Below are 17166 nucleotides of genomic sequence, written 5' to 3' on the forward strand. Positions count from 1 at the left end.
AATTATTCTCAAAGCTTTCTCGGTGCGTCACGACGCACCCTACTAAACTTTATTGGGCTTCACCTCGTTCAGCGCCAACCTACGTCAAAGGTTACGACCAGTTTCCCCTTATATTGAGCTGAGTGAAAGTAAAGTCATAGCAATTCAAATCGTGGAAGATTTGAATAGTGAAATCCAGGCCATGGACGGACTGTATTTCACGGTGCGTTAAGTGACTTTATTGAAGCGAAGGTAATTATTCAAAGAATAATCTCAATATCGGGGTGGACTTCTCTTTGGTTACTTTCTCTTATCCAAGTAAGAGAAAGTAATTCGCTATAAAAGCGAAACAAACACCTGAAAAATAAACCCAAGTTTATAAGATTCTGAATCTAGTTCAGAATGACAAAATAACAGCATCTCTCAAATTCGTCATTGCGAGCGCTATTAAAATGCTCCTCGTAATGACTGAGTAAGCTTATAGGATGGGTTAGACAACCGTCGTAACCCACCAAACCATCTATTGCTCCCCAAGCTTACTCCAAATAAACTTATCTTTCCCTATGTTTTCGGAGTTCTTCCTCGCCAATTCGTCAAGCATGACATCAATATCACCTTTATGAACCCAGCGTCCGTTAACAAACACCCCTGAAATCTTTTTAGTATTATTAATATCTAGCAAAGGGTTTTCATCGAGTAAGACAAGGTCTGCAAGTTTTCCTTCTTCCACGGTGCCAATTTTATCGTCTATTTCTAACCAGGTAGCGGCGAGCCTAGTCGCTGAAGCCAGGGCTTCTTCCGTGGTTAAGCCCGCATCAACCAATAACGCCAACTCGTCATGCAATGAATAGCCCCAGACAATTCCTGATGTTCCTGCATCGGTTCCCGCCACCATAGGAACTCCGGCTTCTTTAAACGCTTTTACTAACTTGACGTGGAAACCAACCAACTTATCAAAGTAAGCGACTCTTTTGGGGCTAGTACCTTTGTTATATTGATTGGATGTGAGCCACTTATCTTGCATCAGTGGATGTACATACTTGAAACTTGGTAGGTTTCGAACAGCGTCTAATGAACGTCCCTGCGCAGCAATCCGCTCTAAATTCGATAAATTCGGAATAACCCAAGTACCATTCTTTTTGGTCATTTCAGCGAACTCTCTAGCAGACTTTTCTGTAAACTCATCCGTTTGCTTAGAAAACTCTTCGGCGTGAGCCACTAAACTGAAATGAGGCACAAAAGCCTCTTCGGTCTTTCCCTCAAAGGCATTGGGTATATGCCCCACAACCTTCATCCCTTGCTTGTTAGCTTCGTCAATAATAGCTTTATAGGTTTCAATATTAAGTCGCGAATAAACTTTAATAAACTCGTAACCATCTCCTTTGGCTATTCTAACAGCTTGTCGACCCTCGGACGGAGTGGTCGCGACTCTATTGGCATCACTACCATCGATTAACGCTGCCAACGCAATTCGAGGGCCAATAACATCGCCTTTAATGATTTCATTCCTTTGTCCAAAGTGCTCTACTCTACCGCTTAATTCAAATGCAGTGGTCACCCCATTTGCGACATACAACAGCATAATATCTTGGGTATCGAAAAAGATTGATGCCCCCTTGGTTGGATAGTTTTTCCCAGGATTGCCCGAAGCTAAGTTATGAACGTGCATATCTATTAGCCCTGGAATTAGCCACTTGCCCTGACCATCAATAACCATGGCATCATCAAGGATGACATTATAGGAGGCTGCTGAATTAATTGATAAGATCTTATGGTCTTCAATAATCACAGTAGCATTCTTAATGACTTGATTATTCGAGGTCATTGGAATGATATTAACGTTATTGATAGCAATCTTATTAACTGGTTCGGACTGCTGTAGGCCAGAAGCTTGCTGAAAGTTACTGCATCCCAATGCTAAGCTCCAAATTAGGCATAAACACACAAATATACGTAAACCCCTCATAAATTATTCCCATGGTTAAAGTTGTATATACTGTTAGATTAGATAATGAATAAAAAGGTTTATACGCGCCCTCAAATGCCTAAAGAGAAAATGGTTTTCTTTTGAGCGGAAAAAAGGCGCGAATCCGCGCCTTTACTTATTAAAATTTTTATTTAACGACATTGCGAGGAAATATACCCATCCCCATCTTCATCTAAATCACCAACGGTTTCGGCATTACAATCCTCGTCGATACCATTCGAGTCACAGATCTCTTTGTTACCCGGACTTCTATTGGGATCGTTATCGTCACAGTCATCACCACCGCAATGCATCGCCTTGTAACCATCACCATCTTTATCTTCACACGGCTTTTTACATTTCTTTTCTCTTTCAAAGCATAAGCCGCTTTCACAAGGGGGTTCCCCGGGAACACAAGTACCGTTTCCAGCAGATGACATTACACGGTATCTTCCATCCGTACGACATATTTCCTCACCATTACAGTAAACCCCATCCGAACAATCAGCATCGGTATTGCAGCGGTTTCGGTTACGCTCTTCTTCCACTCTTTCAAGATAGATGTTATAGGCCTTAGTATTAACACAGGCGCATATATCAAACCGCATTTTTCGATTCCACCGCTCTAACTCTGTCTCACCTTTGCCACAGCGGCACTTTTCAACCTGACAGCCGTAGCCTGACTTTTCTTCATATGCCGCACAAAACTCTTTCGCATCAGACTCTGCACCAGCATGAACAGGTATCGATGCGAACAAAAACGAAACGAATAGCCAAAACCCTACAATGCTTGCCGCCGATATTAACGATATTAGTGTTTTATTCATCTCTCCTTCTCCTTATTTTGTTCTATCACAGTTTTCATCGATACCATTATCAGGGGTATCACGTGCCCCAGGGTGGATTGATGAATCTCGATCATTACAGTCGCCTTTCCTCTCAGAGTATCCATCTGGCAGGCTGCAAGCATAATAAACCTTGGAAGCATCTCCCCAAAGATCAGAGTCGGCATCAAGAAAATAGGCGTTGTTCAACCTTCGGCCATCAATCATATCCACATCCCCATCACAATTATTGTCTAAACCATCACATATTTCCTGAGCATCAATATTGATGTCACGTCTTGAGTCATCGCAATCATAGGTTGTTTCATCAAACTCTTTGTTTTGGCTCGATAAAGTCGTGTTCGCTCTCGCTTTTTGTTTAACGGCTTTAGATTTAAGCTTTTGATGGTTTTGCAATTTTTTCTGATATTCAGTATCAGAAATCATTTTGACTTTCTTAATGTTCTTTAAAGCTTTGGGGCTGATCGAAATAGTTGGCTTGCTTTTTGGCTGCACATTCTTTATTTCCTGCGCGGCATCAATAGAACCCGATGCAACAATGAGCGCGAAGGCTGCAACGATGCATAGATAGCATGGAAACTTTAATTTCATCCTGTTCTCCCTCAGTTTGTTTATTCCCGCCAATAAAGTTAGCATAAATGCATTAACTCTGCTCAAATGACTGTCACACTACTTTCATCGAAATAGGTTATCCTTAGGACTCACAGAGAGGTACGACCAATGCAGCCTTGCATTAGTTTTGCTTATTCAAAGTCAGTTATTTTAAAATATACCTAGTGCCAGTTTACGTTAACGTAAATCTCACTATACAAATTCGCTAAAAATCCGTACAATCGGCGTCGCTAAATATTAGATTGAACCTTAGGGGATAGGTTAGATTCAAACGATAACTCTTTGAAATCTAATCACTTTAGTGGCTATTAAGTTCCCAAAAGCCCTCCCCCTTCAATAAAGGAGAATGTAGCCTTGACGACTACAACTGTTGCTTCTTTCGAGATTAAGTATCATCAATATCTTGATGCTAACGGCAAGCCAACGAAAGATATTCCTGAGTTTGCCAAAGATATGAACACCATGCGCCAGCTTTATCGTGACATGTATAAATTACGTGTATTCGATGCTAAAGCTTATGCATTACAACGTACTGGGAAAATGGGTACCTACCCTGCGTCTTTGGGGCAGGAAGCCATCGGTATCGGTTATGGTGATGCCATGACCAAAGAAGATGTTTTGATCCCTTATTATCGTTCTACTGGCGGTTTATTGAAACATGGCGTGACCATGGAAGAGATTCTGCTGTATTGGGGCGGTGATGAAGCTGGCTCGAATTATTCCGTGGCTAAGGACGATTTCCCTATCTGTGTCCCTATTGCCAACCAGATTATTCATGCCTCGGGCGTAGCGAAAGCGATCCAAATGCGTAAACAAAAACGTGCTGTAGTTACGGAAATTGGTGAAGGCGGTACTTCTGAAGGTGATTTCTACGAAGGCGTTAATGTTGCCGGAATTTGGAATCTCGGTGCTGTATTCTTTATTAATAATAACCAATGGGCAATCTCTGTACCGACGGAAATTCAAACCGCCTGTGAAACTTACGCGCAAAAAGCTATCGCAGCTGGTGTTGAAGGTATACAGGTAGATGGTAATGATATTATCGCGGTTCGAGAAGTTGCCAATTACGCTTTAGAAAAAGCTCGTAATGGTGGCGGTCCTACCGTGATCGAAGCGATCACCTACCGTTTGTGTGACCATACAACGGCGGACGATGCCTCTCGTTATGACGATCCAAAAGTTAAAGAAGACGCTTGGAAAAATGAACCACTGGTTCGTCTTCGCAAGTATCTTGAGAAAAACAAAGCTTGGTCAGACGAAGACGAAGAGAAAATGAAAGAGGAAGTCGCCAAAGAAGTGGAAGCGGCTGTTAAAGCATACGACGAAGCGCCAAAGCCTCGCCCAGAAGAAATGTTTGATCATTTGTATGCAGAACTTCCTGAATTAACAAAACCTCAGCGTGAAGCAGCAATCAAAAGAGGTGCAAAATAATGGCGGCGATTACTCTAATTGAAGCTGTAAATGCAGCGATGGCCTACGAACTTGAAAACGATCAGGACGTAGTTCTATTTGGTGAAGACGTGGGTAAAAATGGCGGCGTATTCCGTGCCACCGACGGCTTACAGAAAAAGTACGGCACAGAGCGTGTGATTGATACGCCACTGGCTGAGTCAATGATTGCCGGTTTGGCTATCGGCATGGCCGCGCAGGGTATGAAGCCAATTGCAGAAATGCAGTTTATGGGCTTTATCTTTCCGGCAGTTGACCAAATTTTCTGTCACGCTGCGCGTATGCGTCACCGTACCAAAGGCCGCTTGAGCGCACCTATGGTAATTCGAGCGCCGTTTGGCGGTGGTATTCATGCCCCAGAGCACCACTCAGAATCAACAGAAGCATTATTCTCACACATTCCTGGTTTGAAGGTCGTTATTCCTTCTAATCCTTCACGCGCATATGGCTTAATGCTGGCAGCGATCCGCGATCCGGATCCGGTTATTTTCTTAGAGCCTAAACGTGTTTATCGTATCGTTAAGCACGAAGTAGAAGATAACGGCGAAGAATATCCATTAGAAGCCTGTTTCGTTGATCGTGAAGGTAGCGACATCACCCTAATTTCCTGGGGCGCCATGATGCATGAAACGTTACAGGCGGCCGACAAGTTGGCAGCTGAGGGCGTTGATGCAGAGGTTATCGACGTGGCGACCGTTAGTCCTATTGATATGGATACCATTCTTGAGTCAGTAGAAAAAACCGGTCGCGCCTGCATTATTCAGGAAGCACCGAAATCTGGCTCAGTTGGCTCAGAGATCGCGGCTGAAATCGCTGAAAAAGCAGTCTTAAGTCTGCTGGCGCCAATTGGTCGAGTTTCTGGCTACGACACAGTTATGCCATACTATCGTTTAGAAAAACAATATATGCCTAGCGTCGATCGTATTCTGGACGAAGTGCGCACGATTATGGAGTACAAATGAAACAGTTCAACTTACCCGATTTAGGCGAAGGTTTACCGGATGCGGAAATCGTTCGCTGGTTAATTAAAGAAGGCGATACCGTAACTGTTGACCAACCAATGGTCGAAATGGAAACGGCCAAAGCCGTGGTTGAAGTGCCCTCTCCTTTTGCTGGCCGCATTGCTAAATTGCATGGTCAGGAAGGTGATGTCATCAACACTGGCGATCTACTGGTAACGTTTGGTGACGGTGCAGTTGCCGATGAAGAAGCGGCACCTGTTGAAGAAGCAGTAGCCGAAAGCTCAGCGGATACATCTGCTGAAGACGTAAGCGGCGACACCTTCATGTTGCCAGACCTTGGCGAAGGTTTGCCGGACGCGGAAATCGTTCGCTGGTTAGTGAAAGAAGGGGATACCGTAACTGTTGACCAACCAATGGTCGAAATGGAAACAGCGAAAGCTGTGGTTGAAGTCCCTTCTCCATTTGCCGCTAAAATTACCAAACTTTACGGCCAACCAGGTGATGTTATCAATACTGGCGATCCTCTGGTGGAATTCGGTGGCTCAGGTAAAGCCGTTCCAGCCCCTAAAGAAGACTCTTCCCAAGAAAAAGGCGAAGAGAAACGTGCTGACAGTGGTACTGTGGTAGGTGCCGTGGAAGTTGGAAACAACGTTGTTGCCGAATCTGCCAACGCCGTAGTTAAAGCCCTAGCGCGTAAACTGAAAGTCGATTTAACTCAGATCACCGGTACAGGTAAAGACGGCGCTATCACGCAGAAAGACGTGCGCGAAGCGGCGAAGAACGGTACCGGATCTGCGCAGTCAGCGAAAGCAGCGCCACAACCTGAGTCAGGTTTCGATACCAGCAACCCGCTGGCCTATAAAGCCTCACCAGCCGTGCGTGCACTAGCACGCAAATTGGGCGTTGATTTAGGCAACTGCCAGACATCAGGCCGCAAAGGTTCGATTACCCGCGATGATGTCGAAAAAGCTTCAAAAGGTGGTGCAGCAGCGGCTCCAGCGGCTAGCAACAAACCCGCAGCTACAGCCACACCGTCCAGTACCGGTGGTCTGCCAACATTGAATGTAGAAGTTAAACCTGAAAGTATCCGCGGCGTTCGTCGTGCAATGGCGATGGGAATGGCCCATTCACATGCCACGGTCGTACCAACCAGCCTGGTTGAAGATGTTGATATCTCCGCATGGCCCAAAGGTACTGATTCATTAGCCCGTTATGTTCGTGCATTAGTTGTAGCAGCAAAAGCTGTCCCAGCGGTTAATGCCTGGTTCGACGGTGAAAAATTTGAGCGTCTATTACACCCGAACGTGAATGTCGGTATTGCCGTCGACTCTGGTGACGGTCTATACGTCCCTGTCGTACACAACGCTGACCGCATGAGTATGACGGATGTTCGTGCCAACGTTCAGGAGCTACGCCAGAAAATTGAGACAAAATCGTTAAAACAGGAAGATCAGCAAAACGCCACCATCACCCTGTCTAACTTTGGTTCAATCGCAGGGCGCTACGGGACACCAGTGGTATCACCGCCACAGGTTGCAATTCTAGGCACTGGGCGCTTCCGTAACGAATTGAAGCTGACCGATAAAGGCATTGTTAACGCCAAGATGCTTCCTTTATCACTAACCTTCGACCACCGTGCCTGCACCGGTGGCGAAGCAGCTCGATTCCTCGCAGCAGTAATGGAAGACCTGCAGAAAGCTCAGTAAGCCATATACTGGCTTACCAAAAGGCGCGCTATCAATCGATACCGCGCTTTTTTTATATCTGCCTAATAGTTGTGACTACACCCATCCCGCAGGTCTTGTAGTAGTTTTAAAGTCACTCATCCCTAGTATCTGTTTAAGCCATTGCTCATGACTCGGTAAGTTTGCCTTAGCCCCAGCCAGCCTTCTTGCAACCAGCGGGTGCATCTGCGACTGAAACTTGTTTTTACCATAAAGATCTTCAGATACCTTATCGAAGCCCATACTGTAGAGAATAAATTGATAATTTAGATGGTTCCAAATCCCTGCGTTGTCCACAGCAACTCTATTATCCCCTCCTGTTAACTCAAGACTTAATGGCTCTTGTGACATTCCAGAAAAACACTGATCCTCAAAATCCAGAGGCGACGGAGGCTTAATCTTCCAAAAGTCCAATTTTGCCTTAAGCCTACCGGTTATCCGTTCAGGCTTTTGTACTTCTCGCCAAAACGCGGTGTCAGTCCGCTGCGTCAGGCAATAGTGCATATTGATAAAATCTAAAATTTCATAGAAGCGATTACTCAAAATTCGATTGTAGCGAAAAGCCATCGCGTCCATGTTCTCATCTTTGTAGGGAAAGTGTTCTGCCAGCATCACAACGCCAACGTCGCTCAAGTACAGCCCCGTTGACTCCAGTGGCTCAATGAAGCCTCCTGATAGACCAACGGCAATACAGTTTCCTTCCCATGTCCGGTGACGACGCCCCACTTTAAAGTGGATAAAGCGTGATGCAAGTTCGTCACATTCCCCACCCTGATAAGCCCGCATCTCACGCTCGGCTAATTCTTCATCGATAAAAGCACTTGAATGCACATAACCTATTGAGCGCTTATCCTGCATAGGGATATCCCAGACCCACCCACTCGATAATGCTGTAGCAGTGGTGTAAGGGCGAACCGTTCCAGGATAGTGTTTATCATACGGCACATGCATAGTTACCGCGCGATCACACAATAACCATTGTGAGCAGTCTTCAAAGCCAACGCCTAATTTTTCTTCAATAAGCTTGGCTCTGAAACCGGTGCAATCAACAAATAAATCGCCCTCGAAGCGACCGGCTCTGTCTGTACCGACTGCTGCAATATGGCTGTTATCTTTTAGCTCTATATCGGTAACATTGGCTAAAACGTGTTTAACGCCACGAGAAACCGCTATGTCACACAGGTAGTCCGCGAACTTTTGAGCATTCATATGATAAGCGTGAGCAAATGGGCTCCCCATGTTCTGAGCTTCGAAACCTTTAGGAGATAAACCTGCTTCACAAATACTAGGCTGGGCTGAGCATGTTTCAACAAAAGGGAGCGACTTATCACTTGCCAACCATGCTAAAGCCATCCGGTCGATGGGTTTTGGGCTAAAACGGTTAAATGGATGGTAATAAAATGAGTTATCATTTTGCAGCCAGTTCACGTACTTAATAGCTTGTTTAAACGTTGCATTGGTTGCTTTCATGAAATCTTGTTCATTAATACCAATCACACCAAGAATGTGCTTGATAGATAGAACGGTAGCCTCGCCCACCGAAATCCTGGGAATATCTGGAGACTCAATCAGTGTGATATCAACATTACTTTCCGTTCCACGCTTATTAAGCGAAGCATTTAAATAAGCCGCAGCCATCCAACCAGATGAGCCCCCGCCAACAATCACTACTCGTCTGCTATTTGCCATTATGCGACCCACCCTTTCGGTTTCTTAGCTGTTGGATAATTTTGCATACCAACAAACTGCTGTAACCAGGCTTCATGTTTTGGCAGCTTCTGTTTTGCATGAGTTAAACGTTGCAATATGTAAGGGTGCACATTAACCGAACCTGTGGTCTGATAATCCATTCCTTTTCTATCCCTAGGCTCGAAGTGCATACCATATAAGATACACTCGTAACTTTCATGGTTCCAAAGCGCGGCGGTATCCACGGGAACTCTCATGTCACCACCGGTAAACGGCTGTAGCTTCTGATTTGGTAAGAACTGATCATCAAAATCTGACATACTCGGTGACTTATTTTTCCAGTAGTCCAACTTCGCCTGAAGGCGATCAGTAATATGCTCAGGTTTCTGCACTTCACACCAAAACTCAGTATCATTACGTTGCGTTAAACAATAATGCATATTAATGAAGTCTAAAATCTCATAGAAGCGATTACTTAAAATTCTGTTATAGCGAAAAGCCATCGCTTCCATATGTTCATCTTTAAACGGGAAGTATTCTGCTAAAGCGACAGCACCCAGATCGCTCAAATATAAGCCTGTTGACTCCAGCGGTTCAATGAAACCTCCAGACAGACCAATCGCAATACAGTTACCCTCCCAGTTACGATGGCGACGGCCTACTTTAAAGTGAATAAATCGTGATGGTAAATCATCACAATCCCCTCCCTGATAAGCTCGCATTTCACGTTCAGCTGATTCTTTGTCGATAAAAGCACTCGAGTGGACATAGCCTATCGAGCGCTGGTCTTGCAGCGGGATATCCCAGATCCAACCATTACTTAAGGCAGTTGCCGTAGTATAGGGACGAACCATTCCAGGGTAGTGTTTATCATACGGCACGTGCATGGTCACCGCTCGATCGCACAATAACCATTGTGAGCAATCTTCAAAGGCAACGCTTAACTTTTCTTCAATAAGCTTGGCTCGGAAACCGGTGCAATCAACAAACAAATCGCCATCAAAACGTCCAGCGGTATCAGTATCCACCGCTGCTATATGATCGTTCTCTTTTAGTTCAATATCGGTAACGTTAGCCATAACATGCTTAACGCCACGTGAGACGGAAATATCTCGCAAATAATCCGCAAACTTTTGTGCATTCATGTGATAGGCATAGGTTAAAGGCGCTCCCATGTCCCAAGGCCCTGCCATCACAGGTGACAACCCCATTTCACAGATGGTGGGCTGTTCAGAGCAGGTTTCCATAAAGGGGATTGAACGATCACTCTCTAGCCACTCTTTAGCAGAAAAATCCAGCGGTTGCTTGCGAACTCTACTAAACGGGTGATGGTAAAAAGAGTTATCGTCATTAAGCCAGTTTACGTACTTAATCGACTGTTTAAAGGTCGCATTCGTCGCCTTCATAAACTCCTGCTCATTGATACCAATGACAGCCAATAAATGTCTGATTGAAGGTATGGTAGCTTCACCGACGGAAATCCTTGGCGTATCCGGTGATTCGATAAGCGTAATATCAACTCGCCGATCAACCCCGGGTAAGTTCAGCGCAGCATTTAGGTAAGCAGCGGTTATCCAGCCAGAAGAGCCTCCCCCAACGATAACAAGTTTTCTTGTCAACATAGACTATTCGTACCCTAAAATTTTCCTCAAGCCTGGCGCAGCATAATCTACCATCTGTTTTTGTGCATCAGGCAGTTCATCCGGTAATTCAAACTTATTTCCAAAAAGGTTTTCTCTAGCAGTACCGCTTTGCTTCCGATCAGAGCCAACTTTAATACGCTCTTTCCAGTCTTCAGGCAAACTTGAATAACTGGTTACTGACAATAAGTCTTCAAAATAATTTTTGGCTTCAGGCGTATCAATATTTTTGACATGATAAATGAGGTCTTCAAATTTAACGACTTTGATATCTGAGCTTAACCAGGAAACAGCATTATGTGTAAATATTTCATACAAGGTAGGTGCCTTCTGATATATGCCGAAGATCATCATGTTAAAGATTTGCTCAACAGTAAATTTTCCATTACGCAGGTGCTCCAATTGCCCTTGAAAAGAGTCGGACAGGAAAAAGCGCGTACGGGCAAGAACCCAGTCATACGGGTCTCTCACGACCAATATCTGCTTGACACCATGAAGGGCCATAGCAGACTCATCTGAAAACAACAAATGCCCCCAGCTTAGTTTAGGATTGCTCAAATTATAAGCCTCTAAGTGTTGTCTAAGAATAGGAATTTGAACAAAGGCTTTATGATACTGTTGCTCTACTGGAACAAACATTCTAAAGATATTACGGATTAAGTGTGTACCACACTTTGGAACAGAGTTAAGGAATACCGGAGTCTCTAATTTTTTGTGAGTGTAGTTTTTATTTAGTTCGTTTAAGTTATCTGGCTTTGCAATAATTCTTGGCATTTTAGTTTCACGGTTCTCTATTAATTAACATCTTTTATATATTGGTATTTTATGAGTGTCAAAAGAAAGCCGGCAAAAGCCGGCTTATTTGTCTAATAATAGCTATTAGAAGTCAAACTTAAGGTTCAAGAAGTAACTACGCCCAATTGGGTCATACTGACTATAGAACGCAGAATTACCCATTCTTGTGCCCATCCCACGGCTGATTCGAGGTGGGGCTTTGTCGGTTAAGTTACGCACACCAAGCACTAACTCCGGGCCAGACTCTTCAAAGTCATAACCAAAAGATAGGGAATGGTAAGAAGTACCGCCGACATCACCAACACGTCGAACATTATCTTCACCAGGACCAGCTGGAGCGAATGTTATGAATTGATCGTTGAACTCATAGTTATCAGACTTACCAATAAAGTTCGTAAACCAGCTAAGATACCAATTATTTCTTGAGAAACGGATTAAACCATTACCAGTGTGCTTTGGATCACCAATAGTACCGTTGAAATCTTCAACTGTATCAGTGAAAAGTCCGCGTTTAGACTCTTTCTGATAAGTATGTTGAGTTTTCAAAGTAAGGTCACCAAATGGTAATTCAGTTCTGTACTGAATATTAAGGTCGAAACCGCTATTTTCCTGTTCCGCGATATTAATGAAGCTGTCGTGGACAACATCAATACGGTTATCAATTGGATCACGGTTAAACTGATTACATAACGGATCCGTTTCAAAGAAGTTAGAGTTGTAACACTGGAATACAATGTTGGCCGCTCCAAGCTGAGTCACCTCGCCTTCAATAAGGAAGTCGAAATAGTCTAAAGAAACACTCAGATCAGCGAACTCTGGACGCCAGACGATACCCCAGGTATTCGACTCAGAAGTCTCAGACTCTAGAACACCAAAGCCACCACCTGTAAAGACTGTGGCAGAAATAGCACCACCAGCATAATCCGAAGGTATACCGTCAGCAGCACAGTTATCAGCTAATTGTTGACTAATATTACCTGCCGCTAACTCATCCCCCCACCTAACACATGGGTCTATTGAGCGGTTGCCGACAAATGAGGTTTCATCTGCTAAGAATAACTCATAAAGAGCTGGAGCTCTGAAAGATGTACCATGTGAACCACGGATAGATACACCGCCACCAATGTGCCATGCCAAACCTAGCTTATATGTAGTATCCGAACCAGCATCAGGTACTTCCGTATAACGAGCAGAAGCTGTTAAATTAAGCTCTTCAACAGCAGGAAGATCTGACAGCAAAGGTAACTGTACCTCTCCAAATACTGCGTAAGTTTCTGTAGCACCTTCGGTAATACCGGCTGCACTTGTACCCCAACCATTACCGAGTAACGTTTGCTCTCCTGGAGTATCTTCTATTTGATCATGTTGATATTGAATACCAAATGCTGCAGAACTAGTGCCACTTGGCATTTCAAACAGGTCACCAGTAATAGTCGCTTCAAAAGTGTCTTGTTCGTAAAGCGTATTACCAGTATCAACACCAAACAGGAACGCTTTCATATCACTCGAGATATTCCCCGCCAAGAACTGCGGATCGAGCCAAGGTATATCCTGGCATGGAACACCTCGCACCGAAGTAGTGGTGCCTTCACAAGATCCCCACAACCAGTTCTGATCACGAATCGAATCGTTATAAATAATAGCATTTGAGTAATCACCATCAGAACGGCTTGACTGAAGTGACATATCCCAATACCAACTGCCTAACTCACCATTAAGCCCTACAACAAAACGAGTATAATCAACTGTAATATCAGAGAAGCTATGATCGGTAATAGCTGTTGGGCTCAGCCATTGAGTACCGGTCCAACCTTGACTTTGTGGGTTACCCCCAGCAAAACCACGAACGAAGTCGAAGTTTTCATTATAGATATAGCCCCAGAACTGTCGATAACCATTTGTTCTGGTTTCACGACGGTTGAACAAAGCTTCTGCGTAACCTGTCGTCGTATCAGAGAAATAGTACTCCCCTGTTGCCATAACCGTTGCACGGCTCGACTCTGGACTTAAGGTAGTAAGATCCTGAAATGGATGATCCGCATTTAAAACAGGTGACTGTCCATCTACCAAAAACCAACCTGGAGGCATCATAATATCCCCAGGATGGCTAGGTGCAGCAGGTGGATCAATATATTGACCTAGATTGTCATCATACTCAAATTGTGCCAGATTACCTGTAACGTTTGTACTACCAAAAAATGCTTCAGCGTAATCGTATAACCATACATGGCCCCAAGCGAGATCATTACAATGGAATTGACCTGTACGCGGGTCTACAATATCTGCTCGCTCCCCAGAACTCGCATCAAAATAATACCGCTCACCACAGGCGTAATAATCTCTTTGACCTTGAGCCAACTCCTGCTTCTTATCGTAATCTAAAGTTAAGCGAAAGTTACCACTTTGACCGCTAGTACCCCAGGTACCACTAAAACGTGCACGCTCCCCACCTTCCTCATCAGGTTGAGACAAGAAGAAGTCAAAACTACCGCCATCTTCAGTTTTAGTGATGATATTCACAACACCTGCAACAGCATCAGAACCATATAACGATGAAGCACCGTCTTTTAGAATTTCAATACGGTGAACTGCGGACAATGGAATTGTGTTGAAGTCAAACGCTGAAACCGAACCACGAGTACCTGCTGGTCCTGCACGACGTCCATTTAAAAGGACAAGTGTTCTTTGAGCCCCAAGACCACGTAAAGAAAGGGTTTCCGCACCTGTACCGCCGTTTTGAACAAAGGCCGTCGATGTTGCTGCCGTTACCTGCGGTGAACCAGACGCCAAAGTCGACTCTTGTAATAGTTGTCCGACACTAGTTAAACCTCTGTCAACAGCCTCTTCAGCCATGATAACTTCAATTGGAACAGTATCATTTGCTTCATCAGCCCTGATTCGCGAACCAGTAATGATGATTTTTTCGGGTTCAGCCTGCTCTTCCTCTGTCTCCTGCTCTGCGGCATAAGCCTGAAAGGATAATGTTGAAAAAGCCAAGGCACAGCTCACTGCCTTACACAGCGGCTTGATTTTTAAACCGTGTCTAATTTCGCTTCCCATAATACATATACTCCCTTAGAGAATACTTGGTTAATCAATGTAAGTAAGTTGAGTCATTGTGTAGAACTTTATTAATAGTTTCCTCAACTTAAGTAAAGTCTACCAGTATTCATTTCATCAAACAAATATTTCTAATCCATAGCGCACAAAGCATAACGAGCGCTAATGAATAGACTGGTATAACAAACAAGCTAAATAAAATGATATTAAATATTAACATCACCGACTCTGTAATATTTCTAAACACTTCTAACCTAGCGCAATCAGCCCCCCTTTTGCTATTCTCTGTCGGTTAGTTAATCAACGGAGTCCGTTTTATGAATAAAAAGCTACTTGCAGGCCTGGTATTGGGCTCGCTGGCATCAATGAGTGTAATGGCTGAAGATATGACAAAAGAAGAAAAAGTCGATGATCCTTACATCTGGCTTGAAGAAGTCGAAGGTGAGAAAGCATTAAGCTGGGTTGAAGAGCAGAATGAAAAGTCACTAGGCTATCTTCAATCTAAACCACTATATAAAGAGTTGTATAAAAAAAACCTTGAGATGTATAACTCTGATGAACGTATTCCTTACGTCGAGCAGATGGGAGATTATTTTTACAACTTCTGGCGTGATGACAAGAACCCTCGTGGTTTGTGGCGTCGTACGACTCTTGAAGAATATAAAAAAGAAAATCCTGAGTGGGAAATTATTCTTAACCTTGATGAATTAGCTGAAAAAGAAGATGAAAACTGGGTATATAAAGGCTCTAACTGTCTTTACCCGGACTACGACCGTTGCTTGCTGAACCTTTCACGAGGCGGAGCAGACGCGACAGTGGTACGTGAATTTGACATCGAATCCAAATCTTTTGTTAAAGATGGCTTCCAGTTACCGGAAGCGAAAAGTAGTCTAAGCTGGATTGATAAAGACACCCTTTATGTCGGTACCGATTTTGGTGAGGGTAGCACGACTGCCTCAGGTTATCCTCGTGTTGTTAAAACCTGGGAACGAGGTCAACCGATAGAAAAAGCGAAGACTGTTTTTGAAGGTGAGCAGGATAACGTCTGGATCGCAGGTATGGTTATTCATGATGGCGATGACAAATACCAGATCATTTATCAGGGCATCGATTTCTATACTTCTGAAATATACCTGGTTAACGATGATGGCCTGAAAAAAATGGATCGTCCAAAAGACAGCGACTTCAGCGGTATTATTAATGGCCAGTTATTACTGGAATTGAAGTCAGACTGGACCGTTGGTGACACAACCTACAAACAAGCCTCCCTGTTGTCTATTTCTATCGATGATTTTATGGCTGGTAAAAAGAATTTCACCGAGGTATTAGTTCCAGATTCGCGTACATCAATTGCCAGCGTTACGATGACCAAAGCTCATGTTCTCGTTACTACCTTAAAAGACGTGAGCAGCGAACTGTATCGTTATACTTTTAAGGATGGCGAATGGTCACACGAAAGAATTGACATGCCAGACCTAGGTACACTATCAGTTACAGGCACGAGTGATGAACACAATAACTTCTTTATTAACTACCAGAACTTCCTGACACCAAGTAGCCTCTACTACTTTGATGCAAGCAAGGGTTCTGCCAGAGTCTTAAAAAGTCTGCCCGCTTTCTTTGATGCAGAGCCATACAAGGTAGAGCAGCACTTCGCCGAAGCGAAAGATGGTACAAAAGTACCTTACTTCCTGATCATGGCGAAGGATACTAAGCTCGATGGCAATAACCCTACCCTGCTTTATGGCTATGGCGGCTTTGAAGTGTCACTACGTCCAAGTTACTCAGCAACGATCGGCATAGACTGGTTGGAGCAAGGTGGTGTTTACGCGCTGGCCAATATTCGTGGTGGCGGTGAGTACGGCCCAGCGTGGCACCAGGCAGCGCTAAAGAAAAACCGTCATATTGCCTTTAATGACTTTATTCGCGTCGCCGAAGATCTTATTGAGCGAAAAGTGACATCAAAGGAAAAGCTGGGAATCCGTGGCGGTAGTAACGGCGGCTTATTGGTAGGTACCGTCGCAACCATGCGTCCCGATCTGTACCAAGCAGTGGTATGCCAGGTTCCATTATTGGATATGAAGCGTTTTAACCAGTTATTAGCTGGCGCCAGTTGGATGGGCGAATACGGTAACCCTGATAATGAAGACGAGTGGAACTACATCAAAACCTACTCGCCATATCATAATGTTGATAAAGACACTGAATATCCAAAGATCTTCTTTACCACATCAACACGTGATGACCGAGTACACCCTGGGCATGCACGAAAAATGGTGGCAAAGATGACCGATCAGGGTCATGACCTGCTGTATTACGAGAATACAGAAGGCGGTCACGGTGGTGCGGCAAACAATGAGCAGATAGCTAGGTTGAATGCTTTAATTTATACTTACCTTTCAGATCAATTGATGGATTAGTCCCTCACTTTACTCATGTCATTCC

Annotated in this window: 11 protein-coding genes; 4 read left to right on the forward strand and 7 right to left on the reverse strand. The window is 44.1% G+C overall.

Annotated features, from left to right (window positions below):
• Nucleotides 1–499: 499 nt before the first annotated feature.
• The 3 genes from H7708_RS02740 to H7708_RS02750 form a co-directional block, all read right to left on the reverse strand.
• Entirely contained in the window at nucleotides 500–1894 is a 1395-nt protein-coding gene (locus tag H7708_RS02740; protein ID WP_223668940.1) for an amidohydrolase family protein, read from the reverse strand.
• A gap of 203 nt (nucleotides 1895–2097) precedes the next feature.
• A complete protein-coding gene (locus H7708_RS02745; protein WP_223668941.1) occupies nucleotides 2098–2772 on the reverse strand; it encodes a MopE-related protein in 675 nt (224 codons plus the stop codon).
• 12 nt (nucleotides 2773–2784) lie between these two features.
• Nucleotides 2785–3381, reverse strand: coding sequence for a putative metal-binding motif-containing protein (locus tag H7708_RS02750; protein ID WP_223668942.1), 597 nt, complete (start codon nucleotides 3379–3381; stop codon nucleotides 2785–2787).
• Nucleotides 3382–3756: 375 nt separating this feature from the next.
• Here H7708_RS02750 and pdhA point away from each other — a divergent pair, with 375 nt between their 5' ends.
• From pdhA to H7708_RS02765, 3 genes are read left to right on the forward strand one after another with little or no spacing between them, the layout of a single operon-like run.
• The gene (gene pdhA, locus H7708_RS02755) at nucleotides 3757–4833 is read left to right on the forward strand and encodes a pyruvate dehydrogenase (acetyl-transferring) E1 component subunit alpha (protein ID WP_223668943.1); all 1077 of its coding nucleotides are present in this window, start codon (nucleotides 3757–3759) and stop codon (nucleotides 4831–4833) included.
• Nucleotides 4833–5813, forward strand: a complete 981-nt coding sequence (locus tag H7708_RS02760; protein ID WP_223668944.1) for an alpha-ketoacid dehydrogenase subunit beta — start codon at nucleotides 4833–4835, stop codon at nucleotides 5811–5813. The genes pdhA and H7708_RS02760 overlap by 1 nt, the downstream gene beginning before the upstream one ends.
• Nucleotides 5810–7519 (forward strand): 2-oxo acid dehydrogenase subunit E2, encoded by a 1710-nt coding sequence (locus H7708_RS02765; RefSeq protein WP_223668945.1) that lies wholly within the window; start codon nucleotides 5810–5812, stop codon nucleotides 7517–7519. Before H7708_RS02760 ends, H7708_RS02765 begins: the two co-directional genes overlap by 4 nt.
• 75 nt (nucleotides 7520–7594) lie before the next feature.
• Here the strand turns inward: H7708_RS02765 and H7708_RS02770 are convergent, their stop codons facing one another.
• The 4 genes from H7708_RS02770 to H7708_RS02785 form a co-directional block, all read right to left on the reverse strand.
• Nucleotides 7595–9226: a tryptophan halogenase family protein gene (locus H7708_RS02770; RefSeq protein ID WP_223668946.1), complete on the reverse strand. Its 1632-nt coding sequence runs from the start codon at nucleotides 9224–9226 to the stop codon at nucleotides 7595–7597.
• Nucleotides 9226–10848 (reverse strand): tryptophan halogenase family protein, encoded by a 1623-nt coding sequence (locus H7708_RS02775; protein WP_223668947.1) that lies wholly within the window; start codon nucleotides 10846–10848, stop codon nucleotides 9226–9228. Before H7708_RS02775 ends, H7708_RS02770 begins: the two co-directional genes overlap by 1 nt.
• A 3-nt stretch (nucleotides 10849–10851) precedes the next feature.
• Nucleotides 10852–11640, reverse strand: a complete 789-nt coding sequence (locus H7708_RS02780) for a hypothetical protein (RefSeq protein ID WP_223668948.1) — start codon at nucleotides 11638–11640, stop codon at nucleotides 10852–10854.
• A 105-nt stretch (nucleotides 11641–11745) separates the two neighbouring features.
• Entirely contained in the window at nucleotides 11746–14721 is a 2976-nt protein-coding gene (locus tag H7708_RS02785; RefSeq protein WP_223668949.1) for a TonB-dependent receptor domain-containing protein, read from the reverse strand.
• Nucleotides 14722–15038: 317 nt separating this feature from the next.
• Here H7708_RS02785 and H7708_RS02790 point away from each other — a divergent pair, with 317 nt between their 5' ends.
• Nucleotides 15039–17141, forward strand: coding sequence for a prolyl oligopeptidase family serine peptidase (locus H7708_RS02790; protein ID WP_223668950.1), 2103 nt, complete (start codon nucleotides 15039–15041; stop codon nucleotides 17139–17141).
• Nucleotides 17142–17166 lie beyond the last annotated feature (25 nt).

It is taken from the genome of Kangiella shandongensis, assembly GCF_020005365.1.
Classification (GTDB): domain Bacteria; phylum Pseudomonadota; class Gammaproteobacteria; order Enterobacterales; family Kangiellaceae; genus Kangiella; species Kangiella shandongensis.